This window comes from Vibrio neptunius (assembly GCA_019339365.1).
Lineage (GTDB): Bacteria > Pseudomonadota > Gammaproteobacteria > Enterobacterales > Vibrionaceae > Vibrio > Vibrio neptunius.
In genome coordinates this window covers 2,888,544-2,914,905 of the sequence record CP079859.1, presented here as the reverse complement: position 1 = coordinate 2,914,905, position 26,362 = coordinate 2,888,544, and the positions used below count along the sequence as shown (strand labels likewise).

The 26,362-nt window shown below is 45.1% G+C and carries 19 protein-coding genes, 6 pseudogenes and 1 riboswitch; of the genes and pseudogenes, 14 read left to right on the top strand and 11 right to left on the bottom strand.

Going from position 1 to position 26,362, the window contains the following annotated elements; all coding sequences use genetic code 11:
• Positions 1-53 precede the first annotated feature (53 nt).
• Both KW548_13620 and KW548_13615 read left to right on the top strand, forming a co-directional pair.
• Positions 54-146, top strand: coding sequence for a YnhF family membrane protein (locus KW548_13620; GenBank protein QXX06135.1), 93 nt, complete (start codon positions 54-56; stop codon positions 144-146).
• A gap of 9 nt (positions 147-155) precedes the next feature.
• A pseudogene (locus tag KW548_13615) lies at positions 156-1,300 on the top strand (patatin-like phospholipase family protein).
• 35 nt (positions 1,301-1,335) lie between these two features.
• Here the strand turns inward: KW548_13615 and pyk are convergent.
• Positions 1,336-2,777 (bottom strand): annotated as a pseudogene (gene pyk / locus KW548_13610) (pyruvate kinase).
• A 298-nt stretch (positions 2,778-3,075) separates the two neighbouring features.
• On the opposite strand from pyk, the gene KW548_13605 reads away from it, so the two are divergent.
• Positions 3,076-4,293 carry an ROK family protein gene (locus tag KW548_13605; GenBank protein ID QXX06134.1) on the top strand — a complete coding sequence of 406 codons (1,218 nt, stop codon included), beginning with the start codon at positions 3,076-3,078 and terminating at the stop codon, positions 4,291-4,293.
• A gap of 124 nt (positions 4,294-4,417) precedes the next feature.
• On the top strand, positions 4,418-5,365 hold the full coding sequence (locus KW548_13600) for a chemotaxis protein CheV (protein ID QXX06133.1): 948 nt from the start codon (positions 4,418-4,420) through the stop codon (positions 5,363-5,365).
• 227 nt (positions 5,366-5,592) lie between these two features.
• Here the strand turns inward: KW548_13600 and KW548_13595 are convergent, their stop codons facing one another.
• The 4 genes from KW548_13595 to KW548_13580 all read right to left on the bottom strand — a co-directional run bounded on the left by KW548_13595 (position 5,593) and on the right by KW548_13580 (position 11,628).
• Entirely contained in the window at positions 5,593-8,664 is a 3,072-nt protein-coding gene (locus KW548_13595; protein ID QXX06132.1) for an error-prone DNA polymerase, read from the bottom strand.
• Positions 8,665-8,678: 14 nt separating this feature from the next.
• Entirely contained in the window at positions 8,679-10,079 is a 1,401-nt protein-coding gene (locus KW548_13590; protein ID QXX06131.1) for a DNA polymerase Y family protein, read from the bottom strand.
• Positions 10,080-10,081: 2 nt separating this feature from the next.
• On the bottom strand, positions 10,082-10,759 hold the full coding sequence (gene imuA / locus KW548_13585) for a translesion DNA synthesis-associated protein ImuA (protein ID QXX06130.1): 678 nt from the start codon (positions 10,757-10,759) through the stop codon (positions 10,082-10,084).
• A 125-nt stretch (positions 10,760-10,884) separates the two neighbouring features.
• Entirely contained in the window at positions 10,885-11,628 is a 744-nt protein-coding gene (locus tag KW548_13580; protein QXX06129.1) for a YciK family oxidoreductase, read from the bottom strand.
• An 88-nt stretch (positions 11,629-11,716) separates the two neighbouring features.
• Here KW548_13580 and sohB point away from each other — a divergent pair.
• A pseudogene (sohB, locus tag KW548_13575) lies at positions 11,717-12,777 on the top strand (protease SohB).
• Between the two features lie 61 nt (positions 12,778-12,838).
• Here the strand turns inward: sohB and KW548_13570 are convergent.
• Positions 12,839-14,286: pseudogene (locus tag KW548_13570) on the bottom strand (DEAD/DEAH box helicase).
• A gap of 101 nt (positions 14,287-14,387) precedes the next feature.
• A complete protein-coding gene (gene rrtA, locus KW548_13565) occupies positions 14,388-14,954 on the bottom strand; it encodes a rhombosortase (GenBank protein QXX06128.1) in 567 nt (188 codons plus the stop codon).
• Positions 14,955-14,957: 3 nt separating this feature from the next.
• Here rrtA and KW548_13560 point away from each other — a divergent pair, with 3 nt between their 5' ends.
• Both KW548_13560 and KW548_13555 read left to right on the top strand, forming a co-directional pair.
• Positions 14,958-15,563: a DTW domain-containing protein gene (locus tag KW548_13560; protein ID QXX06127.1), complete on the top strand. Its 606-nt coding sequence runs from the start codon at positions 14,958-14,960 to the stop codon at positions 15,561-15,563.
• 104 nt (positions 15,564-15,667) lie between these two features.
• Positions 15,668-15,767: riboswitch (purine riboswitch) on the top strand.
• A gap of 82 nt (positions 15,768-15,849) precedes the next feature.
• On the top strand, positions 15,850-16,860 hold the full coding sequence (locus tag KW548_13555; protein QXX06126.1) for an adenosine deaminase: 1,011 nt from the start codon (positions 15,850-15,852) through the stop codon (positions 16,858-16,860).
• Positions 16,861-16,889: 29 nt separating this feature from the next.
• On the opposite strand, the gene KW548_13550 is transcribed toward KW548_13555, so the two are convergent.
• From KW548_13550 to KW548_13540, 3 genes and pseudogenes are all read right to left on the bottom strand, one after another.
• Positions 16,890-18,230, bottom strand: a complete 1,341-nt coding sequence (locus KW548_13550) for a deoxyguanosinetriphosphate triphosphohydrolase family protein (protein ID QXX06125.1) — start codon at positions 18,228-18,230, stop codon at positions 16,890-16,892.
• Between the two features lie 228 nt (positions 18,231-18,458).
• A pseudogene (gene yfbR, locus KW548_13545) lies at positions 18,459-18,816 on the bottom strand (5'-deoxynucleotidase).
• A 443-nt stretch (positions 18,817-19,259) separates the two neighbouring features.
• The gene (locus tag KW548_13540; protein QXX06124.1) at positions 19,260-19,604 is read right to left on the bottom strand and encodes a hypothetical protein; all 345 of its coding nucleotides are present in this window, start codon (positions 19,602-19,604) and stop codon (positions 19,260-19,262) included.
• Between the two features lie 140 nt (positions 19,605-19,744).
• On the opposite strand from KW548_13540, the gene KW548_13535 reads away from it, so the two are divergent.
• Positions 19,745-21,250: a hypothetical protein gene (locus KW548_13535; protein ID QXX06123.1), complete on the top strand. Its 1,506-nt coding sequence runs from the start codon at positions 19,745-19,747 to the stop codon at positions 21,248-21,250.
• A 171-nt stretch (positions 21,251-21,421) separates the two neighbouring features.
• Here KW548_13535 and KW548_13530 read toward each other — a convergent pair whose 3' ends face one another.
• Entirely contained in the window at positions 21,422-21,718 is a 297-nt protein-coding gene (locus KW548_13530; GenBank protein QXX08073.1) for a helix-turn-helix domain-containing protein, read from the bottom strand.
• A gap of 183 nt (positions 21,719-21,901) precedes the next feature.
• On the opposite strand from KW548_13530, the gene KW548_13525 reads away from it, so the two are divergent.
• From KW548_13525 to KW548_13500, 6 genes and pseudogenes are all read left to right on the top strand, one after another.
• Positions 21,902-22,390, top strand: coding sequence for a hypothetical protein (locus KW548_13525; GenBank protein QXX06122.1), 489 nt, complete (start codon positions 21,902-21,904; stop codon positions 22,388-22,390).
• A gap of 1 nt (position 22,391) precedes the next feature.
• Positions 22,392-23,767 (top strand): annotated as a pseudogene (locus tag KW548_13520) (DEAD/DEAH box helicase family protein).
• Positions 23,768-23,812: 45 nt separating this feature from the next.
• Positions 23,813-24,118 carry a hypothetical protein gene (locus KW548_13515; GenBank protein ID QXX06121.1) on the top strand — a complete coding sequence of 102 codons (306 nt, stop codon included), beginning with the start codon at positions 23,813-23,815 and terminating at the stop codon, positions 24,116-24,118.
• A gap of 19 nt (positions 24,119-24,137) precedes the next feature.
• Entirely contained in the window at positions 24,138-24,629 is a 492-nt protein-coding gene (locus KW548_13510; GenBank protein ID QXX06120.1) for a hypothetical protein, read from the top strand.
• Between the two features lie 16 nt (positions 24,630-24,645).
• Entirely contained in the window at positions 24,646-24,951 is a 306-nt protein-coding gene (locus KW548_13505) for a hypothetical protein (GenBank protein ID QXX06119.1), read from the top strand.
• A 655-nt stretch (positions 24,952-25,606) separates the two neighbouring features.
• Positions 25,607-26,320 carry a WYL domain-containing protein gene (locus KW548_13500; protein QXX08072.1) on the top strand — a complete coding sequence of 238 codons (714 nt, stop codon included), beginning with the start codon at positions 25,607-25,609 and terminating at the stop codon, positions 26,318-26,320.
• The last annotated feature ends 42 nt before the right edge of the window (positions 26,321-26,362 follow it).

Sequence of the window (26,362 nt, the reverse complement as noted above, 5' to 3'; positions counted from 1 at the left end):
GAAGATGCCTCACAACGATGTTATTACTTTGTTACACAATCAAGGAGGTGTCTATGGAACACGAACTGAAATACGCGTTAGTCATCACTGTGGCCGTTTTTGCGGTTCTGATTGGTTTTGGTTTAGTCGCGATCACTTCTGCCTAGGTTGAGATTATGGACAACAGCGGTGTCGTTACCAGCGCTGCTATCCAGTTGGATACTCAACGCCTTGCTAAGTATACTGGCGGTAAGAATGCGTTGGTCGCTCAAGGGGGGGCCAGCGTGGCATTTTTACTTCGGGTGTTCTTGATGCCTTTCTTCTATCTAATTTCGACCCTTTTGATACCTTTTACGGTACTTCAGCAGGTGCGCTAAATCTTTGTGGCTATCTTTGTCGCCAACGAGGAATAGGGCGCTCATTCATTCTTGAACTCACTACTGATGCAGAGTTTTTTAACCTGTTTCGTTACATTAGGCGCAAGCAGTATTTGGGTATCGACTGGGCGCTAGATAAGATCAGTGATTTCCCCTACAAGCTGGATATCGATATGGGGCGACGGGTTTTGGCAGATCGTCAGGCGTTTGCTGCGGTCACAGATACTAGTCGTCTTTTCGATCATTATTTACCCATGCTTCAGGATGATTGGCGCAAAGTACTCATTGCCACTTGCGCGATCCCGAGGTTGTACCATGAAGCGGTGGCGTTTGAGCATGGAGAGTATGTGGACGGAGGAGTTTCGGCGTCTATTCCTGTTCAAGAGGCATGGCGTAAGGAGGCGCGTTGTATTGTTGTGATACGCACAGAAGGGGAAGATCTGAAAACGGCGACAGAAAATGTACCTCACGAAAATGACGTTAAGTGGTACCGTGATTCGTTTAATCTTATTCAAGAACATTGGCAGCAAAAGCTTGCTCAATGGAAAGGAGATTGGGCAAGTTTCTTTACAGAGCAATTGCAACGTTCTCAGGAAGATAAATTGCAACACTTGGAGTCTCTCAACGGTGGACGTTGGTTGTTTGGAGCGGATGATATCTATCGATTAAGTCATCTACTTGGAGAGAAATTTGATTCGGGGCTGGCAGACATGTTGATGGTTCACTATCAGACCTATTCCCTGACTCAAGATTTTCTTCACAATCCACCAGACGATTGCTTTATTATCCAGATCAAGCCAGAGCAGCCTTTGATGTCCAACTCGCTGATGAGTGATCGACAAGCGCTTCTGCACGACTATCAAATGGGGCTTGATTCGGGTTTCCGATTTGTAGAGATGTTTGCTTCCGTCTCAAAACGTTTGGTTCCTAACATACAGAAATGAACGAGGGAGCGCTTATCGCTCCCTCTCAGCCACTTTTAAGCAGACAGGACACGCATGCAGTTGGTTGACCCCACGACGTCCATGACATCACCTTGAGTGATGATCACTAGGTCGCCTTCATGGAGTAATCCTTTTTCTTTTAAACAATTAACGGCCGCTTTGGCCGTCGGTAAACCTGAATCGCCTTTGGAGTCGAAGTAAACGGGTGTGACGCCGCGATACAGAGCAGTGTGGTTCAGGGTGCTTTCATTCCGTGATAGGGCAAAGATAGGTAGACCTGAACTGAGTCGTGACATCATCAATGCTGTACGACCCGATTCGGTAAGAGTCACTATGCCTTTGACACCTTTCATATGATTTGCAGCGAACATAGTCGACATAGCGATGGTTTCTTCGCTGCTTTTGAACACGGAGTCCATTCGGTAACTAGACCGGTTAATAGCCGACATTTTTTCCGCGCCTAAACATACCTCTGCCATTGAGCGCACCGTTTCCAGAGGGTATTTACCCGCTGCGGTTTCTCCTGAAAGCATTACCGCGTCGGTGCCATCCAAGACGGCATTTGCCACGTCCATGACTTCCGCACGGGTAGGCATAGGATTTTCGATCATGGACTCCATCATCTGAGTCGCTGTGATGACGGTACGGTTGAGGCTTCGCGCTCGGCGAATAAGTTGTTTTTGTACACCAATTAATTCTGGGTCTCCAATTTCTACCCCTAAATCGCCACGAGCAACCATGACGGCATCTGAAGCGAGAATGATATCGTCGATATTCTCTTCACTTTCTACCGTTTCAGCACGCTCTACCTTTGCGACTAATTTTGCTTCTAATCCAGCGTCCCTTGCTAGGCGACGAGCGTACTTCATGTCTTCGCCATTACGTGGAAACGAAACCGCGAGGTAATCCACTTTAATTTGTGCTGCTACCTTGATGTCATTCTTATCTTTTTCAGTCAGTGCATCTGCTGATAAGCCTCCTCCTTTTTATTAATACCTTTGTTGTTAGAGAGTGGGCCGCCAATAATGACTTTAGTAATCACTTGATTGCCAGAGACCTTGGTGACTTGCAGTTGAACACGACCATCGTCGAGCAGTAAAACATCGCCTGTGGAAACGTCTTGCGGTAGCTCTTTGTAGTCAAGACCTACAGCATGTTGATCACCTTCTCCCTGAGCGAGGTCACTGTCGAGAATGAAGCTGTCCCCGACGGCGAGATGAATTTTGTTGTCTTTGAATGTTGATACCCGAATTTTGGGACCTTGGAGGTCTCCTAAGATGGCGACATTGGTACCATATTGAGCCGCAATATTACGTACGCGAGTGGCTCGCTGAATATGATCTTCTTCGGTGCCGTGTGAAAAATTCATTCTGACCACATTTGCGCCAGCCTGAATGATAGCTTCGAGAATCCCCTCTTTGTCCGTAGACGGACCTAACGTAGTGACGATTTTTGTTCTTCTTTGTATTGCAGTCATGATGAGTTCCTTGATCAAACCACGAGCCTCTATGAGTCATAAAATTATAGAGGCCCCAATTGAGTATATGCAAAATGCTGAGTTATGAGAGATTTAGGGGCAATTTATCTCGTCATACATACATATTTATTAATGCAAAAAAATGAACGCTTAAATGTGATATCGGTTTTGCAATTTGATTGAACGCCCAAAGAATCATGTTTATCCGTGATGCTTGTCACGGCGATCTATCAAAGCTCTTCACAATTACTTCGCAAAGTAAAAAAAATTGCCCAGTTGTTGATATTCGGAGCATCCTATGTACATGGCTCAACCAGGCCATATTGATCACATCAAGCAGGTCAATGCTGGCCGTGTATATAAACTCATTGATCAAAAAGGCCCTATCTCGCGGATTGACCTGTCAAAAGAGAGCGAGCTTGCCCCCGCAAGTATTACCAAAATTACCCGTGAGCTCATCGATGCTCACCTGATCCACGAAACGACCGTGCAGGAAGCGACCAGTCGCGGCCGCCCGGCAGTAGGGCTACAGGTGAACAATGAAGGCTGGCAGTTTCTCTCAATGCGTCTCGGCCGTGGTTATTTGACCATTGCTTTGCATGAGTTGGGCGGTGATGTCTTGATCGACACTAAAATCGATATCCATGAAATTGACCAAGACGATGTTTTGGCTCGTCTGCTCCATGAGATTGATGAGTTCTTTCAGACCTATTCGGAGCAATTAGACCGTGTTACCAGTATTGCCTTAACATTGCCAGGCTTGGTGAATTCAGAGAAAGGCATAGTGTTACAGATGCCGCACTACAATGTCGAAAACCTTTCTCTGGGCCCTGAAATTTATAAAGCGACTGGGTTACCTGTTTTTATTGCTAATGACACCCGTGCTTGGGCGCTGGCAGAGAAGTTGTTCGGTCATTCTCAGGAAAACGAAAACTCGGTGCTCATTTCCATCCACCACGGTCTTGGAGCCGGTATTGTACTCGATGGACGCGTACTTCAAGGGCGTCATGGCAACATTGGCGAGTTGGGACACATTCAGATAGATCCTAATGGTAAGCTTTGTCATTGTGGTAATCGAGGTTGTCTTGAAACTGTAGCGAGTTCTCACGCAATCCGCAGTGAGGTGTCAGAACGTCTAGCAAGCGGTGAAGAATCAACCCTGTCTGATATTCATGAACTGACGGTGGAAGACATTTGTGAAGCCGCTGCAAACGGTGATACTTTGGCAGTGGATGCTGTCGAAAAACTTGGTCGCTATCTGGGTTCGGCGATTGCGATCGTCATAAACCTCTTCAACCCGGAAAAAATTCTCATTGGTGGGGCGATTAACCAAGCAAAAGACGTATTGTATCCGGCCATTCAAAACTGTATTAAAGAGCAAAGCCTGCCTGTTTATCATCAGGATCTTGAAGTTGTAGAGTCTCGCTTCTACAAACAGGCGACCATGCCTGGTGCTGCATTAATCAAACAGGCCCTCTATGATGGGTTATTATTGATGAAGGTGATAGAAGGCTAAGCTCGTTGTCAATAAGCTTTATCTTTTATGTAAACCCATATAACCTTCAAGTTGTATGGGTTTATTTTTGTTTAGCCTGGCTTTAGGCTATTTTTGATATATTACAAAGTAGTTGAGAGATCGTATGTCCGGAGTTTTAAATAGCGTTGATCAGCGAACGAATCTTGTTGGTGAAAACCGATTGGAGTTGCTGCTGTTCAGTCTTAACAGCCGCCAGGTCTTTGCGATCAACGTTTTTAAGGTTCGCGAGGTGATCAAAGTTCCGCCGTTGACCAAAATGCCAGGCTCACACCACCACATTACTGGCGTGGCTTCTTTGCGCGGAGTCTCAGTGCCTGTGATTGATTTACGAAGTGCGATTGGGTTTCCGCCCCCTCGACAAGAAAATCAAGAGCAAAACCTGATCATCACAGAATACAACCGTACCATACAGGGCTTTTTGGTTGGCCAAGTGCGTAATATCGTCAACACGGCTTGGACGGAAATTCAGCCACCACCGAAAACGGCTGGCCGAGCAAATTATCTGACAGCTATTACGCAAATCAAAAATGAAGACCAGCATCAAATCGTTGAAATCATTGATGTGGAAAAAGTACTGGCAGAGATCATCGACTACGACGTCTCTATCTCTGAAGGTGTGCTTGATGAAGATCTGTCTGCACAAATGGTCGGTCGTAATGTTCTTATTGTGGATGACTCTTCTACTGCTCGAGCTCAGGTTAAAGGAACACTGTCTCAGCTCGGCTTGAATATTCTCGAATGTCGTGATGGCTTAGAGGCACTTAGGTTGATCAAAGGCTGGAGTGAAGAGGGTAAAGACGTGCCCCGTGAATTGCTATTGATGATCACCGATGCGGAAATGCCGGAGATGGACGGCTACAAGCTGACTCACGAAATCCGTAGCGATCCTAAGCTAAAGGATCTCTATATCACGCTCAATACCTCGCTAAGCGGCAGCTTTAATGACGCGATGGTGAAGAAAGTAGGCTGTGACCGATTTATTTCTAAATTCCAGCCTGATTTATTGGTTGAAGTGGCACAAGATCGACTGCGTGACATTTTGTCGAGATAGTACTTGGTTGATCATTTACTTTGCGAATTAATTAATCTTCACTTTTCATCACAAGCGAAAGGTAGTTGCTATTCATGATATGGTTTACGTCTAAGGTTGTGATGACCTTATACATGTTACTGTACAGGGAATACAAAAAGAGACGTATGGACGCTGAAGACGATGTGTAATTCGTTTAACTGTTAATCTAAAGGGAGCTGAATGGCTTCCTTTTCCATCGATAATAGTTAGTGGAAATCTCGTGACTTGCTTTGGAGCCCATCTAGTTTGTCTGTCATATCAATCAGTCTCCCGGCAATGATGTGCGTGACTTCTCCTTCTCTTTCTAGAATACCTTTTACCATCATTACCTTGGCTGTGAGATAGGCCTGTTTTTGTGCCCGCGCCGTTGCCTGCCAAACCACGACATTCATGTTGCCACTGTCGTCTTCTAAAGTGAAAAAGGTGACGCCAGCAGCGGTACCGGGAGCTTGCTTACCTGTCACAACACCGACGATGGTCACCAGAGACTGATGTGGCTTATGAATAAGCTCCTTCATTCTTGTAAAGCGCCCTAGGACACCCGCTTGCTCTAAAAGTGTGATAGGGTGCTGGCTGAGTGATAGCCCCATGGAAGAGTAGTCTTCCAGTAGTGTTTGAACCTCTGAAGGTTTACTGATTGAACCACTTTGTGGTTCTTCCAAATCTTTAAAGAGTGGTAAATCGGATAACGAATCCATCATTGCCCAGCGGGTTTGAAAGCGGTTATTAGCGATTGACTGCATGGCATTGGATGAAGCAAGTCGCTCAAGCTCTCTCTGATTCAAACCGATATGCTTGAGTTGACTAGGGTGTTGAAAGCCCTCGAGACCACGTGCTTTGATGAGTTGAAGGCTACTATCTAACCCGAATCCTTTTATCTGGCGAAGGCCAAGTCGAATAGCCAGCTTGTTGCCGCAATGAACGACCTGATGATCATAGTGTGATTGGTTGACGCAGACAGGTAGAATCAATACGTTATGACGCCTTGCATCCTGCACTAACTGTGACGCACTGTAAAAGCCCATAGGTAGGCTATTGAGGAGTGAAGCGTAAAAAGCTTCCGGATAATAATGTTTGAGCCAAGCCGAACAATACGCTAACACAGCAAAAGAGGCAGAGTGACTTTCAGGAAAACCGTACTCACCAAACCCGAGTATCTGATCAAAAATGCGTTCAGCAAATTCTTGTTCGTAGCCGCGAGCCAACATTCCCTCAATCAGCTTGGTACGAAACTTCACCAGATTGCCATTCTTTTTCCAAGCGGCCATAGCACGGCGCAATTGATCGGCTTCACCACCACTAAAGCCTGCTGCGACCATCGCCAGCTTGATTACCTGCTCCTGAAAGATAGGCACCCCCATAGTTCGTGATAACACCTCTTTGACTTCATCCGAAGGGTAGGTCACGGGTTCGATACCATCACGACGTTTGAGAAAAGGGTGAACCATATCCCCCTGAATAGGTCCTGGGCGTACAATAGCAATCTGGATCACTAGATCGTAATAAGTCTTGGGCCTGAGTCTAGGCAGCATGCTCATTTGAGCTCGTGATTCGATCTGAAATACACCGACTGTGTCGGCTTTCTGGATCATGCCATACACTTCAGGATCATCTTGTCTTCGGGTGATCTCTGCAATAGTCAGATCTTGATGATGGAACCGTTTGACCAACTGGAAACATTTACGGATAGCGCTGAGCATCCCTAGGGCGAGGACATCAACTTTCATTAGCTTGAGGCTTTCCAGATCATCTTTATCCCACTGAATAACTGTCCTGTCTGCCATAGAAGCATTCTCAACGGGTACCAGTTCATACAAAGGGCCTGCGGCAATCACAAAGCCGCCGACGTGCTGTGACAAATGCCGAGGAAAGCCGAGAATATCGTTAACCAGAGTGATGAACTGTTCACCTTTGAGGGAATCCGGCTGGAGGCCAAGCTCGACGATCTGCGCCTGCCAGCCGAGCTCGCGATCTCGACGGTTAACGTTTTTGATGAAGTAATCGAGTTGGCTTTCTTCAATACCAAGCGCTTTACCTACATCGCGAACGGCACTTTTAAAGCGATAAGTGATCACGGTTGCCGCAAGCGCTGCTCGTTCACGGCCATACTTCTGATAAATGTATTGAATGACTTCTTCACGGCGTTCGTGTTCGAAGTCTACGTCGATGTCAGGTGGCTCATCACGTTCTTTACTAATAAAACGCTCGAAGAGAACGGAAATTTGCCTAGGATCGACCGCGGTAATTTCCAGACAGTAGCAAACGACAGAATTGGCTGCTGAGCCACGCCCTTGATAGAGAATATTCTGACGCTTGGCAAACATCACTATGTCGTGAATGGTCAGGAAATAGTAGGGGTAGTTGAGCTCACCAATCAGCTCAAGCTCTTTATCGATAGTTTCTGAAATATCCTGAGGAACACCTTCGGGAAAGCGGCGACGCTTGCCACTGTCTACTAATTTGCGCAGATAGCTCATCGGCGTTTCACCACTGGGTACGAGTTCATGGGGGTATTCGTACTTGAGTTCTTCTAAACTGAATTGGCACTGCTCGGCGAGGCGAATACTCTCTTCCAGCCATTCTTGTTTAAACAGTCGGGCGAGCTTTTCTTTGCTTCGCAATGTGCGTTCTGTATTAGTGAGTAGGTGCTTACCAATTTTATCAACGCGACTACCATGCTGGATTGCGGTCAGAACATGTTGTAGAGGAAGACGGTTAGCGGTATGCATGAGTACACCACCACAAGCGGTGATTGGCACCATCAGTTCCTGAGCGAGCTTCTCACAATGAGTGAGATAGCTTTTATCGCCTGCTTCTAAATGGCGTTGAACACCTAACCACAATCTTGGTTGATGATGTTGAGCAAGCCAGTGTCCCCATTTCTGATCGCTATGTTGATGGCTGGGGAGCCAGACCATCAGACAGTGGCGAAGCGACATTAAATCCCATTCTGCCAGCTGATATTGCCCTTTCTCGGTGCGTCTTCTTGCGTTTGTGATGATTCGACAGAGTTCAGCATAGGCTTCACGGTTTGGGCAGAGTAATACGACCTGACATTCATCACTTAACCAGAACATACTTCCTATGATCAGTTTGATATTGAGGCTATGAGTTTCGATCGCTCTATAAGCTCTGACCACGCCTGCGACGGAGCATTCATCGGTAATCGCCAGTGCGTGGTAGCGTAAAAAGTCGGCTTGTAGAATAAGCTCTTCCGCGTGAGAAGCACCAGTGAGGAAAGAGAAATTGGTCTGGCAGAAGAGTTCAGCGTATTTCATTATCGCCCCTCCGTTTAGCTAAATAGTCCATGCAGGAACCACTGCATTTCTTGATTACGAAATACCCAGAGCCAACGTCCACTGTCACTGCGTGCAATAAAATAATCACGCGTCATTTCCTCACCATCCCACCAGCCAGTCACAAAGCGTTCAGGACCGTGCATAACATTGACCTTTTCTGTTAAAGGCTCTGGGGTTGGTAGCATCAAAGAGGGGCGTAAACCAGAGATCGAAACTTTAGTAGAAATGGGGAGATCGGGGGCACACAATGACATCGATTTCTCTGGCCTAGGGTCATCTGTTGGTGCGACTTTAAGGACTTGGTTGTTACCCAACTTAGCTTGTAGCGTGGCTATCAACTCCAGCTCCGTTTGTTGGCCTTTGCGTCCTGCGAAAATGTCTTGGCTGGTGGACTCAAGTTCGCCACTCCGTACCACTTTCAGAGTCAAACCTTGCACTGGAGCATCAAGTTGAATGGACTCCATTGTCAGTTGACAAAGCTTAGCCCAGCGCTGAGCGAAGTAATCTCCACAGGCGGAAGTAAATGCAATCACACCAGCGGCACGATCGCGTTGATGAAGAGTCAGCTCAAGTTCGTATGCGACCTGATTACGTAATGTCAGAAACCCTTCCAGTTTTTTCAGCAGCGTTAATAACGGTTTTTCCAACCACTGGGTATTTTCGATATCAAACAACAACTCAAGGTAACTTTGAAAGTGTTCAGGTGGGTGGTAGAAATTTACTGGGTGTTTAAACTGACCCATCAGTCGTCCGACATAGTTAACCAAGTCGATATCAAAACGTCTGGCGACCTCTTGCATCGGCAGTTCCAGCAGATCGTTGAGGGTTAACACTCCCACACGAGAGAGTTTTTCAACCTGTTTACTGTCAAGCTCAGTGGCTGAAACTGGATAGGATTTAAGTGCTTCGCAGAGCTGAGTTCTATCTTGGCTGATCAATGCACTTCCAGACTTTGCGAGCAGAATGGCAGAGAAGGGAGAAAAGCCAGTGGCGTACTGATACTGGATATTCAGCTGCTGTAAATGCTGAGAGACCCGGCGCCAATAAGCATCCAGCCCACCATAGAGTGATAGCATATCAGTGACTTTTAGCAATAACCCTTGTGGCGGAAAGAGCACCAGATCAGAGGTCACCATATACAACCACTGAGCGATATCCAGTAAGGTCTGTTGCTCCACCTTCTCATCATAGGGGTGGACTTGAAGCGAGTGACACAAAGCGCTGGCGCTGCCCATTCCCATTCCCGGTCGAATACCTTGTTCGTGCGCGGCGACATTGCATTGCACGATTTGGAAACGTTTGGAATCAACTACTACCAAAGGTTGCTGAGCCTGTTCAGAGTACAGCGCATCCAGTTGTAGAGTCGGGAAATGCAAGTACAACCACACCTGCATCGTTAGCCTTGCTTACGCAGTGGGAAGGGAAGAATCACAGGTTCAGGTCTGGACTCTGTTAATGAAGGCCAGAGTGTACTCATGTCCAGAACGAAGCTGGCATGTGGCCACCCACCTTTGCGCTTAGTGATGGTGATTTCAACGCCAAGTGAGTGGGGGAGTAGCGTCATGCTCAAACTGACGGGCAGAGAAAAGAGACTGCGCTGTGCGGTTTTAAACAAAAACGACAGGCAATTTCCAGTTTCACTGGCGACCTGAAGTCGACGAGCATGGTGGACTTCCAGCCCCGAATGCCAAAGCAGCACGTTACTGCAAGCGCCGCTTTTCAGGCACTGCTCTGCCGCCCATAAGGCCTCATTATCTGTTTTCGGATAAAGCAGCAGAACATTATTCAGATCGAGGCCTTCTGCTGTCAGAGACTGCGCAGACAGATGACCAGGTGGTTGTATGAATACAGATAACCTACCTTGGCTGCTGTTTTTAAGGTGAGGGAGTAGCAGGCGAAGCTCTCCGATGCCGGGAGTCGTTTGCAATTCCACCACGCCATGAATAGGAAAGCCGCCTTCCAGTTTTTGATCCAGAAGATCAAAACCTGTCGGGTGGTGATCTCTGGACTCGGGAGTATGGTTTCCCTGCCAAAGCCATTGTTTTTTCTTAAGATGTTCGATCAGTTCATACATAACAATTTACCTGTATATATATACAGTATAAATTATTATTATTTATCATCAAGGGAAGGGCTGAATAAGTGCATAAAAAAACGCCTTGTGTTTCCACAAGGCGTTGAATATCTGAGAAGTTTTTTCTATTTCTTTGGCTGTGCGTCAATACACTGACCACGAACGTCCTTGCTCTCGCTCGACATCAGATGAAGATAAAGCGGCATGATATCCAATGGCGTTTTTAGCAACTCAGCGTCTTCCGCTGGGTAAGCCTTCGCGCGCATGGACGTACGTGTGCCACCTGGGTTGATCGCATTGACACGAATGTGTGTATCACTCAATTCATCCGCCAGAATCTGCATCATGCCTTCCGTTGCGAATTTAGATATCGCGTAAGTTCCCCAGAAAGCACGGCCAGCGTGGCCAACCGTTGATGACGTAAAGATGACGCTGGCATCATTTGATTGATGCAGTAGCGGTAGAATGGCCTGAGTCATCAAGAACTGGGCTTTAACATTAACCTGCATGATATCGTCGTAAGTGTCTTCACCAATCTGATCAAATGGGCTTAGTACACCCAGCTGACTGGCATTGTGTAACACACCATCAAGCCGACCAAACTGACTACCAATGGTATCGGCCATATCAATATAGTTTTGCTTGCTTGCGCCTTTCATATCCAGAGGAATGATCGCTGGTTGAGGGTAGCCAGCAGCTTCGATTTCATCGTAAGTTTGCTCAAGCTTCTTCACGGTACGACCTAACAGAATGACGGTGGCACCATGCTGAGCAAACGAGATTGCGGCTTGTTTACCGATGCCGTCACCGGCACCTGTCACGAGAATGACTTTGTCTTTTAAAGCGTCTGAGGAAATGGAATAATCCACGACATGCATCCTTATTGTAATGTTCTGCTTTATGAATCCGTAAGATGGTGGTTACAATACACTAATTCGCACATTAGGGGATATCACATTGGAATTTTTGTTGGACTACGGGCTGTTTTTAGCCAAGATTGTGACTGTTGTAGTCGCAGTGATTGCGATTCTTGTTATAGCCAAAGCCGTAGGGGGAAGAGTGGTGCTGCAAAGGGTGAATTGGAGATCACCAACTTGACGGATCAGCATAAAAACACCGTTGAGCAGCTTGAGCATCACCTGCATGATTCAGCGTTTATCAAAGCGCGTGATAAGGCAGACAAGAAACAAGAGAAAGAGAAAACAAAAGCCCGTGAAAAAGAAGTCAAGCAGGCTTCAAAAGACGGTGATTTGGACAGCAAGCGTGAGCCTCACCTGTTTGTTCTGGATTTCAAAGGCAGCATTGACGCCAAAGAAGTCGCGTCACTACGCGAAGAAGTGACCGCAATTCTCGCGGTAGCTCGTGAAGGGGACGAAGTACTACTGCGCCTAGAGTCTGGTGGTGGTATGGTACATGGCTACGGCTTGGCATCGTCTCAACTTGATCGTATTAAGGCGGCTAAGTTACCACTGACCATTGCAGTAGATAAAGTGGCTGCCAGTGGTGGTTACATGATGGCATGTATTGCTGACAAGATTGTTTCAGCACCATTTGCAATCGTAGGCTCCATCGGCGTGATTGCTCAGCTGCCTAACTTCAATAAAGTACTCAAAAAGTACGATATCGAGTATGAACAGCTCACAGCGGGCGAATACAAGCGTACCTTGACCATGTTTGGCGAGAACACCGACAAAGCGCGTGACAAGTTCAAACAGGAGCTCGAAGAAACACATGGTCTGTTTAAAGACTTTATTCGTGAGCGTCGCCCTGAACTTGAATTAGATAAAGTGGCCACTGGTGAACACTGGTTTGGCACTCAGGCACATGCACTGGGTCTGGTTGATGAAATCAAAACCTCTGATGATCTGGTTGTGGAAGCATGCAAAGATAAAACAGTCTTAGCGATTCACTACGTAGAGAAGAAAAAGCTGACCTCAAAGCTTGCTGGATTAGCAGGTGAAGCGGCTGATAACGTACTGATGAAACTGATTGATCGTGGTCAGCGTCCTATCGTGTAAGCTGCCTTCTTTTGGTTGATTAAATGAAAAGCCCCTCAACTGAGGGGCTTTGTGTATGTGGTTACTGTGCTTTAGGTTGCGAATGGTTTGGCTTGCGGTTCGCTGGTCTACGACGTTTCTGTCCATTATTGCCAGCATTGTTAGAGGCTTTGCTATTAGAACTGCCGTCCTTACGTTTGCCACCATTATTACTCTTTGAGTCGTCACCGTTGGGTTTGTTATGGCCAAAATGACGCTTGTTTTTCCCCGCTGGCTTATGGCCACGAGCATTGTCACCTGAGCGCTGACCATCGGCATGGTCCACTTTTGGCTTCTTAGGCTTTTTCGGTTTCTTAGGTTTGATTGGGCGAGTGTCCAACTTAGATTCCGGCAGCACATTGACCGGTTTATAGCCTTCCAGCTCTAAGCGAGGTAACACCTGCTGGATGAGTCGTTCAATACCAAATAGCTCGCTGGCTTCTGCGGCTTCAACTAAAGAGATCGCTTTGCCAACTTCACCTGCACGGCCAGTACGGCCAATGCGGTGGACATAATCTTCTGCTACGTGAGGCAGTTCGAAATTGACGACCTGAGGCAGTTGAGGGATGTCGATACCACGTGCGGCAATATCTGTGGCAACTAATACACGCACTTCTCCAGATTTAAAATCAGCCAGTGCCTTGGTGCGCGCGCCTTGGCTTTTGTTACCATGAATAGGCGCCGCCGTAATACCTTGATCATTAAGGTAATGAGAAAGTCGGTTCGCCCCGTGTTTAGTACGGCTGAAGACCAGAACTTGTCTCCAATCGCCGTCTTTGATGAGCTTCACCAGCATCGGGGCTTTTTACGCTTATCTGCTGGGTAGATAGATTGCTCAATGGTGACTGCAGTGGAGTTCTCAGGGTTAACAGAGACTTCGACCGGATCATTAACTAGACCTTTGGCTAGTTCGCGAATCTCAGCAGAAAAAGTTGCAGAAAACAGCAGGTTTTGGCGTTTCTCTGGAAGCAGTGCGAGAATTTTACGGATATCGCGAATAAAGCCCATATCCAACATGCGATCCGCTTCATCCAGCACTAACACTTCCAGCTGGGAGAAGTTAATTGCATTCTGCTGGTATAAATCGAGCAATCGACCCGGGGTTGCGACAAGCACGTCAGTGCCTTTACGAAGCTTCATCATTTGCGGATTAATCTTCACTCCGCCGAATACCACATTCGACGTCAGACGTTGATAACGGCTGTATTTAAACACGTTTTCCTGAACCTGAGCCGCCAATTCCCGGGTCGGTGTCAGCACCAGTGCTCTTACATGGTTGCCTTTGACTCGTGTGCCGTTATCTAGTCTCTCTAGAATCGGCAAGGTGAAGCCTGCGGTTTTACCCGTGCCGGTCTGAGCCGCTGCCATGACATCTTTACCGGCTAACACTGCAGGAATGGCTTGCTCCTGAATTGGAGATGGTTTGTCATAACCCTGATCGTCGATGGCTTTGAGGAGCGGGGCAGAAAGGCCTAAAGCGGTAAAACCCATAAATTGTTCTCTGTTTAAGGTGAGATAAATGCTCAGGCGATAATAGACCGCCAGCAAAAGGGCGCCATTCTGAGGCCTTTGGTCAGGAACATCAATAGAAATTATCGCCGAGAGCGGTTGAGCCTTATCTGAAAGTTTAGCGTCGTGATGAAAAATGCAAGTACTAGACCCGTCAAGGCACCAAACAGATGAGATTCCACCGCTACACGGGCATTGATTAACTCGCTGGTCGATTGTGATGCGCCCATGGTCATTTCCCAACCTACTTTGGCCAGTACACCAATGACAAGTAACCAGCTACCTTTACGACCCTGTAAGGACTCCTGAAGCGCATAATAGGCGAAGATGCCATGCAGCACACCCGAAAGACCGACATAGCGAGTCATACTTGTTGTCAGGTTGAGCATACCCACGGATAAGCTAATCACGAACAATACACAGAGTAGAGAAGTTACTTTCGGCTTAAACAGATAAGTGATAACCCACAAGCCGGCCAGATTCATGCCTAAATGAGCAAAGTTGGTATGGGTGAAATTTCCTGTTAGGATTCGCCACCACTGGCCTTCAGAAATAAGTTGATGATGCCAGTATGTCAGGCTGGCTAAAGGCTCGAACTGCACGCCTAGGCAAACTAAGCTGATAGCAATTAACAGAAGAAGTAAACGCACGCTATGTCCCGATATTGTTCTCAATGTGGTAAGTCACTCAAAGCTTGTATTTGTGAGTGGATACAAAGCCTAGCATCGAATGTTGAGCTGGTCATCTTACAGCATCCGACAGAAACAAACAGGCCCATGGGCACTGCGCGTATTCTCAGACTCTCGCTGGAGAATAGTTACCTGTTTGAAGGCGAAAATTTTACTCAGCATAGTGAGCTGAATAAGTTGTTGGATGAACAAGGTTGTCAACATTTTGTGCTTTATCCGGGAGAAGTGTCTGTCAGCCATGAAGAGGTGGCGAAAGCCTTCTTCAGAAAAAGCAAAGTGCGGATTATTTTGCTCGATGGCACGTGGAAAAAAGCGTACAAAATGTGGCAACTGTCTGAGAATTTGCAGGCATTACCTCTAGTACGTTTGCCAGAGAACCTACAGGGCAATTACCGTATTCGCAAAGCGCCCAGTGACAATAGCTTGTCTACTGTGGAAGCTGGCTACCATATCCTGACTTTGCTGCAACCAGAGCAAGACTTCACCCCATTACTTGATACGTTCAATCACATGATTGACTTTCAAATCAAGCAGATGCCGCCCGGTGTGTTTGAAAAAAATTATCGGTAATAAACGCAAACTCGTCATTTGAGGTCTAAAATTATTTTCAAGCGCAGCGTTGTACAGTGAATCTTTGTCGGAATATAATGACGCGCAATCGTTTAGTTATGGCGGTTAAGTCATAAACGATGCTTCGTATAATCCCACTGATAAGGTGTGGGAGTCTCTACCTGAAACCGCAAATTTCAGATTACGAAGAGTGAAGTGCATTGCGCTTTTCTCTTTGTATGCCTGTTTATCTTCACAAGAGAAAAGCGTTTGTTGAATACCAATCGAATTGAATGGGGAGACAAGCGTGAACCAAACAGAATTTATTCGTCAGTTACCGAAAGTTGAGTTGCATCTGCATATTGAAGGTTCACTTGAACCTGAGATGATGTTTGAACTCGCATTACGCAATCAAATCGCGCTGCCATTTACCACGCCTGAAGAGGTCAAAGCCGCGTATGAGTTTACTAACCTTCAGTCATTCCTTGATATCTACTATCAAGGCGCCAACGTGTTGATTCATGAGCAGGACTTTTACGATTTAACCTGGGCTTATTTGCTGCGCTGTAAGGCTGATAATGTTATTCACACCGAGATTTTTTTCGACCCACAGACTCATACTGAGCGCGGTATCGCGTTTGACACCGTGATCAACGGTATTCACCGCGCTTTGCAAGACGCGAAGACGCAATTGGGTATCAGTAGTCGGATCATCCTATGTTTTTTACGTCATCTGGATGAAGACAGTGCCTTTGTCACCTTGGAACAAGCATTGGCACATAAAGATAAAATCATTGGTGTAGGTCTGGATTCATCGGAAGTGGGTCACCCGCCAGAGAAGTTTGCTCGTGTTTTTGCCAAAGCACTCGAGGCTGGTTTTCTCACGGTCGCCCATGCAGGAGAAGAGGGGCCTGTTGCCAACATTTATAACAGCCTTGAATTATTGAAAGTGTCGCGCATTGACCATGGCGTTCGCTGCGCCGATGATCCAAATCTGGTGGTGTCACTGGCTCAGTCGCGTATGCCGCTGACGGTTTGCCCGCTGTCCAATACTAAGCTCAAAGTATTTGAGGAGATGAAGCAACACAACATTGTCGATTTGTTGAGGCAAGGGCTGTGTGTGACGATCAACTCAGATGACCCGGCCTATTTTGGTGGCTACATGACCGACAATTTCCTTGCTGTGGCAGACAGTCATGGGTTGACGCAACAAGAGTTGGCGCAATTTAGTCGCAATGCGATTGAAGCGAGCTTTATCAGTGACAGTGAGAAGCAACGGCTAATAAGCCGACTCGATGAATTTGTCGACAGGTGTTAAAGCAAGCGGAGCATAAGCTCCGCTTTCTGTTAATGAGATGAGAACAGCTGCTGGTGCAGCCGCTGAGCATGGCCGTCAGTCATTGAAGAAATATAATCTGCAATCACACGATAGCCTTCACTCTCACATGTCGCCTGCTGCCATTCATGACGAATTGGAGTGGGCAGTAATCTTTCAGGATCAGCGCTAAATGCTTCGAAGATATCCATAATGATCTGTTGTCCCTTGTACTCGACAACTTGAACATGAGGTACCTGAATCACATACTCACTGACAAAGCGCTTAAGGACTTCCAGCGCCTGGGCCATTTCCGGCTCCAAATAAGCATTAAACGCCAGCAGTTGACTTTCGAAAGGTGCATCAACGGGCTTAACAGAAATACTGGTGAGCAAAGCGTTCACCATACCACCAATAGCGTCTTTACGCTGATGGTGAGTCCCTGAAAAAAGCATATCTGTAATGGAGTCGATATGGGCTTCAAACCAAGGTTCACCACATTCTGAAAGCAAACTTGCCGCACCTTCTATCCACTGATGCCTTGTCACCATGCCAAGCACCACCGCATCTTCGAGATCATGCACTCCATAAGCAATATCATCAGCCAGTTCCATGATAGAACAGTCGATGGATTTAAAGCGGGTCTTTTTATGCTGACGTTCTGTTAATTGTTCATCGCGCATCTGGCTGAAAAGCTGTTTATCTGACTCACTGAGCGGCTCAAGTACCCAGTCAAATAGTGGCTGGTCACAGTCATATAAACCTTTGGCCGGTGCCCACTCTTTTGCTTTAAGCTTCCGCTGGTGAGAGACACTGTCTGGAGTGACATCAGCACATGTTTTACTGATTAGCGCTGGGTATTTGATCAGGCCAAGCAAAGTTCGTCGCGCCAGGTTCATACCAAAATGCTCGGTATATGGCTCAAGCTTGGTCACGATGCGAAATGTCTGTGCGTTTCCCTCAAATCCGCCATGCTCACGCATCATGTAATTAAGGGCGACTTCACCACCATGTCCATAGGGTGGATGGCCAATATCATGAGCCAAGCAAAGCGAATCGATTAAGCTATCGCTAGGCAAAAGGTCGCGAAATTCTGCCTGTTTCTTCTTTATCTGCGCGACGATCCCTGTCCCTAGCTGGGCCGCTTCGAGAGAGTGGGTCAGCCGAGTGCGGTGAAAATCGTCAAAACTGTTGCCGTGAACCTGAGTTTTTGCCTGCAAACGTCGAAACGCGGCGGAGTGAAGAATTCTCGCTCGGTCACGTTGATAAGGACTACGGTGATCATCACGACGAATCTTATGTTCATCATCGTGACGTTGTTCCCATAACAGTTTACTGTTTGAACTCATATGAATTTTGGCCTTTAACTGCATGAATAATAGAGCGCTTTAGCGACGGTGCCTAACACCTTGCTAGAGATGCATAGCTTTATTGTGCTTGAGTACGACGCTGAGAGCAAAGCCAAATAAGGTAGTGTTTTCAACCACTCTTGCGCTAGTTTGTGTGTTCCAGCTTTCAAGCATATTTGTCTTTTCTGCGATTATAGTATTGATTTTTCCCTCTAAGTTCTTGGTAAAACTACGATTACTTAAGAAATAAAGCTAACTAATCTCGTCGAGAGATAATTCGAAGCTCGGGGCAAATGTGGTAAGAAAGTAGTTCATTTCAGGGGTTCGCCTCTCTTGCAAAGTGACATCAAGACGCTTTTTGGCTAGTGCATATTCATGGTTACCTGCGCTGAGCTCTTCCAAGCATTTGAGGTAGGCGCAAATAGTATCGGCTTGTTTGACGATCGCTTCGTCCTCTGGGTACGCAGCTTGAGAGACGAGATAAGGTGCAAAATCTTCCTGAAATTCTTCAGGAAGCATTGATAGCAGTTTCTTTTCCGCTGCGGATTCTATCTTCTTATACTCTTTTTGCTATCTCTGGGTTGTAATACTTGACGGGAGTGGGGAGATCCTGATTAGTTCGCTTAAGCACCTGATGGACTAAGCTAGTGAATGAGTGAAGAATACTGGTTAAATAATGAGTTAGAACCATATTCGATAAACCAAACCTCGACATAAAGCTACCTATGCAACATTTGTATTCTCGCACACAAATGTTGCACCATTTCTGTATTCTAATGTGGTTTGCAACATTTGTCGTTTCCTCATGTTAAATAGAATACATATATCCAAAAATATAAAAGGTGTAGTAGAGTATTTATATCAATATTGATGCATTCGGCAGATAGTTTCTGTTTGTTCAGGCCGGGCAGTGCTCATGGCTCAACACGAGCGTTGGACAATGAATAATAAAAGGCGCTATGCGCCTTTTATTGATCTTGCAGTTAGCATTGATTTCACTCAACTTGTTCCGCTTTTTGAAGAGCATCTCACAAAGTGGATGATACTGAGGCGTTACCGATTAAGTTCTTCTCTTTTTTTCTGAGAACAGTTTTTTTTCTGATCTTTAACGATCGCCCTAGCCGACTTCGCGCTCAAAGGTACGCGGGTTTTGCAGTCTTCATAGAGTTTCACCAACGTTGGAATTTCCTCTTTTTTGTACGTATTTCCTCGCGCAGAGTTTTTTGTCATCTGAAGGGCAATCACTTCATGATCTACTCCCGCTTTGTCCATCGTCGCTACACGGTTAACAACGGCACCAGCTTTAGTTGTAGCTGGCATAACCGCTTCGATACTATCTGTTACAGTATCGGCAGCTTTTTCGATAGCGTTGTTAACTTTGCTTTTTTCACTAGCCATAGAACAGTTTCCTTGTTTTGTTGTATGATTTCAGTAAATTGCCTATTCGAAAACGCCTCTATGCGCTCTCAAATCGACGTAGGAAAGATTACTATCTAGTTGCTTTAAAAAAAGCCGAAAAAATTAATAAGAGGGGTCGTGTGAAAAAATCAAACAAGGAAAAGCAAGAAATTACGAACAACGACTCTCTTCGTAGGAGACATGCTGGGAACTACAAATCGATTGATAATGGAGAGCGTTACCTTCTTCCGTATGAGGCTTATCTAAGTACTCAACCCCCTGAGTTTTTTGAGCAACTTTCTGACTATGATTTCTTGAAGTCCTCAGTTCCTAGTGTATCGCTAAACTTTTCTGGTTTATTGGATGAACTAAAATGTCTTGATGATCTGGAGTCAGAAAGAGGTTTTTGGAAGAACTTCAATGAGTCCGCACTGAATAGATATCTTAACCCGATCCTTGGTATTGCCAAAGATAGCCAAGGATGGAAAAAAAAGTACCTGAAAATCAGAAAAGAGACTGATACAGATAAGCCTCATCACAACGATATGTTGAGATGTGTTTATTTGCTTGCCTATCTACACAAAGCGAGCCCTAGCTACATTCGTCAGCTGGTGGTCGAGAATGATGTCTGGTCAACAGACCTCCGAGTGTATTACCCGCGAAAAGATTTTGCCTTTAGTGAAGAGTTCTGTGGGTACCTCTCAGAGCTCTATTCAAACATATTGTTCCATCAACCAGATAAAATACGCAGATTAATAAAATGTCTCGATGTGTGTATTGAACAGCTAACTAAGCACGCTAACTCTGAATGGGTAGCTCCGTTCCTGACACATCGTACAAACGACACCGATCCCCCAAGCCTTAAGATTTTGAAGTACAACCAGATTGCATCAATCACACATTTCTCTGCGTTGAATAGTTACTTGCAAGACAAGGTTTCTGGTCCGTTCTCTCCGAACTCCTTTGCTAAGTTGGAAGCAAATGAAAAGGAGTCATCGGGTATTCAAATTGTTGCCACAGCACAACAGTACAAACTGGTGGCTGCTCTGTGTATGAGGATACCATTGCCGAACTCACTACAAAAGGTTCATGGTGAGTGGGTGTCCGAGGGAATGGCCCCAATTGCATGTAAAGACATGGATCTATGTATTGAAGCCGTTGCAAATGCTCTTGCTGAAGATGCACTTAACCAGCTAAAGATAGAAAGCGATGGTACCAAAAGCGGGAAACGCGACACGTCTATTCCTGCTGCAATCAAAAAGCTTGCGGAACAGAATCCTCAGACAGTTGAAGAGATTTTGAAGATAGGCTCCCCTGATTTTGCAAGCGTGCCTGAATTGTATTCTTTCTACCTTCGAAAACGAAGTGAGTATGCTATCGCCAAATTACGTAGCTCTGGAGGGGTGAAAAACGCAGTGCTCAGTCACATGCCACCAACGACACTGTCAGTAATTAAATCTATGCAGCCGAATCCGAATCTAAAGAAGGTGTTGGACTATATTCGGGGTAATAATTTAGACAAAATTAGCTTTGATATCGAAGAACTAGAGCGCGATCTTATGATTATGCGTTTAAGAGAAGGGGAAGACCCCAAGGTAGGGTTAATCTACCAATTCGTTTCACAATCCCTACCACCACGAATATAAGTAAATTAACTTTAGTCAGAGTGGTATCGGTTCAAACTAGCCCATTTTCTCTGGCGGCTAATAATTTCCCCAACCCTTGGATGCGAAAAATTGTATGTACTGCATTTTAGACTTTGAGGAGCGTTATAGTATTTGTCGGGGTCAATACACGAAAGGGCTTGAATCTCTGCTTTACTCGTCACTTTCTTCGAGTGATTTTACAAAGTTAAGCACTTGATTTCTTTTATCTTCAGATAATCTCGAGATTGCCGTCGCTAACTCAGCAGACGCCTCATCCTCACAAAAAAAGTAATTTAACGGCACGCCAAGAGCATCAGCCATTTTTCTTAATGTGCTGATATCCGGCGTATGTCGCCCTTTTTCGTAATGGTTCATTCGGCCACTTGCAGAGCTTTCATCCATACCGATCATTATCCCCAAGTTTTTCTGGGTAATTTTGGCATGTTTGCGAGCTTGTTTAAGCCGCATAGGTATCGGGTTGTCTTCCACAGACGATTCATTTCTCTTAAATCCTTCGATAACTTAGATTGTCTAAGTTTTACTTATTTTTGTATACTTAGCAATCCTAAGTTTTTGGTGTTTTGGAGTTGTATGTGAAACGTTCTCAAAAGATAAACGTGTATATTTATAAGTTATTGATAGAAAAAAAAGATGGATGGGTTTTCCGTTATCGAGGCCCGAGATGTCGCTCGCTTGTTCTCCGAAAGCCCTAAAGATATCAATGAGCTTCGAAAGATTGTTTATCGACAATTATTAAAGTGTATTGAAAGCGGATGGTTGCGCTGTGAAGGTTCTGGTAGAGAAAAACGATACTTCAAAACGGACGAGTTTAACTCACTCTCTTTTGAGCCTCGGAAACCTAAATCACGTGTAAGAAAGAGTCGCCCAAGAGTATCGGTTACAAATCAAGATAGTAACTATTACTCTGAATTAACGGTTGAGCGCAACAGATTAAAGGGAGAACTGGAAGTTACTTTGGGTGAGATAGATAAGTACAAAGCGTTAAAAGAACAATATCCCGAGCAATTTCAGCTTCTTGAGCGTCTGAACGTTGCTGCTAACGAAAAAGCAGCTTTATTTATGGGCAATATTAATGCAATTACGAATATGTTGAATTCGTTGTCACATGAGAGAGCATAGTATGTTAAGGAAATGGCAAGCAGAATGTGTTGCTCAGGCGTTGGAAAAGTACGAATCCGGTTCTAACCATTTCTTCTGTCAGGCAACACCTGGAGCCGGTAAAAGCATCATGTCAGCTACACTGGCTAAGACACTACTCGATAAAGGCATGATCGATCTCATTCTTTGCTTTTCACCTTCAGTCGCTGTAGCTGATGGCATGAGGGCTACGTTCTCGATAACCATAAATTGTCCATTTAACGGAAGTCTAGGCTCAATTGGTCAGTCGCTTACTTATCAGTCAATTCAGTATTTAGGCGACGACTTTTGGCGGACCATTGAAAAATATCGGCTGCTTGTCGTATTTGATGAAATACATCACTGTTCTGGCGATGAGCCAGACAGAGCCAACATTTGGGGACAACAGATATTAGCGCGTATACAAGGTGTTGCCACCTATACTTTGGCTCTTTCAGGAACTCCTTGGCGCTCAGATAAATTTCCGATTGTTTTAGCTGAATATAGTGACCCGGAAGGCAAGCTTTTTGTGATTACCAGTATGGATTAGCTGAAGCTATAGCTGACAAAGTTTGCCGTAAGCCGAAATTAGTTTTGGTTGATAATGAACATTTAACGATTTCAGAAGGTTCGGAGAAAAAATCATTTGCTTCTATTCTTGAACTCCTTAAGCAATCAAAGACGTCTTATCAGGATGTTATTCATAATACTCAAGCAATGGAGTATATCCTCGGCTTGGGATGTCAGAAACTTAGTGAAATCCGGAAAGAGTCTTTTAATGCCGGTGGTCTCGTTGTTGCGTCATCGGTGAAGCATGCAAAACAAGTACAAAAAATATTGACCGAAAAATTTGGCCAGTCAGCAACATTAGTAACCTACCATCATGATGATCCACAATCTGAAATTAAGGCCTATCAAACAGGAACGACCCAATGGATTGTGAGTGTCGGCATGATAAGCGAAGGTACCGATATTCCCCGATTACAAGTGTGTTGTCATATCAGCGCTGTAAAAACAGAACTTTACTTTAGACAAGTACTTGGTCGGATATTACGAGTCAACGAAAGTCCAAATCAACAAGCCTGGCTTTATACGTTTGCCGAGCAGAATTTAATTGAATACGCGGAACGTATAGAGCATGACATTCCTGAAACATGTCTCTTTGCCAAAATCGTTAAAGATGAGTATGTCACACATCTACAAGCAACAAATCAAGGCGGAGAAGTTGAATCTGAACCAACAAAAACTATCAAGAGCTACAGCCAGTTAGAGTGGGGAACTCACTCCAAACAGTCCAATTCAGGCCGGGGCTTTGATGACATTTATGATGAAATCTGGTTAGGACAATTTCGTGAGCGTGTAGTCTCAGCATTTTTATAATCAGAGACGATGTTTCATCAAGCAATAGACTTTTAAGGAGTTGATATGTTCTATATCGGTGTTAGCTATTATTACGCGACGGGTGAAGGTGTCACAATTTATGTTGCTAGCGGTAGCGAAGAATTCATTCGGGAGTCGATTCCTGAGTATTTTCATCGGGGGCTCACTATTTTGACCCCTTCAGGGTGGCTAAAAGCTGCTGCTGGAGATTGTGAGGATGAATATCACCAATCGGATGCGGAAGAGCTTAAAACCTATTTACCAGTATTATGGAAGCAAATTGAGCAAAGAGCATTAGAAAGAGGATGTCACGTGGACTTTTTCATGAAGCACCACTTTAACTATGCCTGATGTGAATTAGAGGATCTTTATGAAGATTTTATATTTCGACGTGCTTAGTTTGTTCTATTCGGATGAATATTTTCACCGTAATGCAAGTGTACATGCCAAGTATAAAGAATGGTTTAATACTAGAACAAAGACCCTTTTAGAAATGGTGGAACCGGATTTTCAAGCTATCGGCAATCTAAGAGATGCAACGTCAGAAGCGGGGCTACTACTTTACCCGTTGGGGACTTTTTACAATAGTTCATACCTTATTGAACATGGTGTGTTTACTGGCGATGAATTAGCCCCTGAGACAGAATTGCCCTTCAGAACGCATATGGACGACAACAATTCAGTCCGTCAGATGTTAGCTCATGCTCACAGTCTGAACGCCCAATGGTACGTCTGTGGTGATGTCGGCTCTGAAGAGCTATTGCAACATTATCCGGATCGTTACTTACGATCAGAGTCTGGAAAGGGCGTTACTAGTGAGCTGATTTCTAAAATATGCGCCTTAAAATCAGCGGATTATTAATTAACTTACTGGGGCAATGCCGGTGCTTTTGAAAAAGAGACGAACTGTAGACCAGATAGCGGCTTCAATCAGAAGCAGAAACCACATTGATGATTTCCCTTCTGCTGAAAGACTGAAACTTTATGAACAGTGGAAGTTAGGAATGGCCTCAAGAATACTTGATGGCATATTTTTATATCAAGAAAAGCGAACAAAGATTGAACTATACGAACTTGAGCAAGCGATTTCTTATGGATACAAGAGGCAATTGATATTGTTTTCGCTAAAGTTAGCTGCTATTTTCGCTGCAACCGCTGCTGTATATGTAATTCAACTTGTGTGATAAATAGAGTATGTTTTGCCATTTTTCTATTAGTTCAAGCTAACATACTTAAACGCTTGATATTCACGATACCGAACTCCACTTTCGTTCTCGCAGACGAGTTAGCTCTGTGAAACAGTATTATAGGTGGTTGAAAACTTTGCGTTGCAACTGCCTCTTCAATCCATAAAAGCGCATCATAGCCAGTGTCGTGTTCATCATCACCAAGATCTTGATGAAGGCTGATTTCAGTTACCGTCCCTTGCTTGAGTAATGTAATAGCTTCTTCAGGCCAGTAGACTCGGTGCCATCCTTCGGAGTTGGTCGTTCGTCATCTAGGTAAACTTTCATGACTTGCCTTTTTTGTATTGTGAAAACATCAGTACAGCCTGTTTTTTGAACTGACACAGATAATATCAAAACCATCCTATCAAAATGATTGTACCTATCGGTTGCATGCCTTAATATATCAACCAAGTTGCAAGTATCAAGGTATGGAATGGGATTTCAGAGAAATAAAGCTTTAGAGGATTTAAGCTACGCGCAAAAAGAGCGCTTGGCTTTTATAGACTTTTGCTTGCAGTACTTTGGTGATGTTGCAAGAACAGACCTGATCCAGCATTTTAAAACCGGACTGGCGTCGTGTTCTCGTGACTTTACTCTCTATCGTGAGTTAATGCCGGATAATCTGGTCCTCAAGCATGAAGACAAGCGTTACTACCGTACAGAACAATTTCAGCCACTTTTTGAGCATAATAGCAGTGCGATACTACAACGTTTAGTGGAAGGTTTTGGTGACGGTATCTCTATGCCTGTTAAGCCCTCTGATGTTTGCATTCAGTCTTTCAGTCAACTCAATCCGAACAGTGATATTGTCGCCGGACTAATGCGCGGTATTGTCCATCAGCAACCGATTCAAGTAACTTATTGGTCTTTAAGTTCAGGTGAGACACAACGCATTATCGTACCGCATACTCTGGTTAATAATGGACAACGTTGGCATGTCAGAGCATTTGACCGCAAACATAATCAGTTTCGTGACTTTGTCTGTACTCGGTTTACTCAGGTTGAAAATCTAGAAGAACAAGTTTTACAAAGTGAACTGAGAGAAAGTGATGATAGTTGGAATCAGTCGGTTGAACTTGAGTTAGTCCCCCATCCATCGCAATCATCCCATCAGGCTATTGCCCTGGATTTCTCTATGGAATCCTCACCGGATTGGCATCGCAGCATTAAGTTAAGACTTCCACTTGCTGGCTATTATCTGCGTTACTGGAATGTTGATTGTACGGAAGATCACAGCCTGACAGGGCGAGAACATTTATTGTGGCTGCGTAATGCCAGCCAGTTAAAAGATATTGCGGAGCTCGATATTGCCCCTAAGGCATAACGAACTCACAACAAGAAGAATTTCGAGCCATACGCTCAACAG